This window comes from Shewanella sp. AC34-MNA-CIBAN-0136 (genome assembly GCF_040309945.1).
GTDB lineage: Bacteria > Pseudomonadota > Gammaproteobacteria > Enterobacterales > Shewanellaceae > Shewanella.
In genome coordinates this window covers 1-277 of record NZ_JBEOPJ010000067.1, presented here as the reverse complement: position 1 = coordinate 277, position 277 = coordinate 1, and the positions used below count along the sequence as shown (strand labels likewise).

Genomic DNA, 277 nt, shown 5'->3' with positions numbered 1-277 from the left:
GCCAAAAGCTGTGGCAAAGCTGCGCTATTAAACCTGAGCAAATCGCCGGCGTCAGTCTCGCCACTCAGCGTTATACGATGATTTGTTTGGATAAAGACAAACAGCCGCTTCGCCCCGCTATCGTCTGGATGGATTTGCGCCGCGCTGAAACTCATGACATTGGTTTTTTAAACCCGCTGACCAAAATCATCGGCATGGGCGAATTAGTCAAAGACGCCCAGCAAAAAGCGCGCTGTAATTGGCTGGCGCAAAACGAGCCTGAGATATGGGCAAAGAC

The 277-nt window shown here is 50.9% G+C and carries 1 protein-coding gene; it reads left to right on the top strand.

Annotated elements, in window-relative coordinates; all coding sequences use genetic code 11:
* The coding region (locus AAEY94_RS20685) for an FGGY family carbohydrate kinase (RefSeq protein WP_350979913.1) at positions 1 to 277 on the top strand (277 nt) is incomplete at both ends.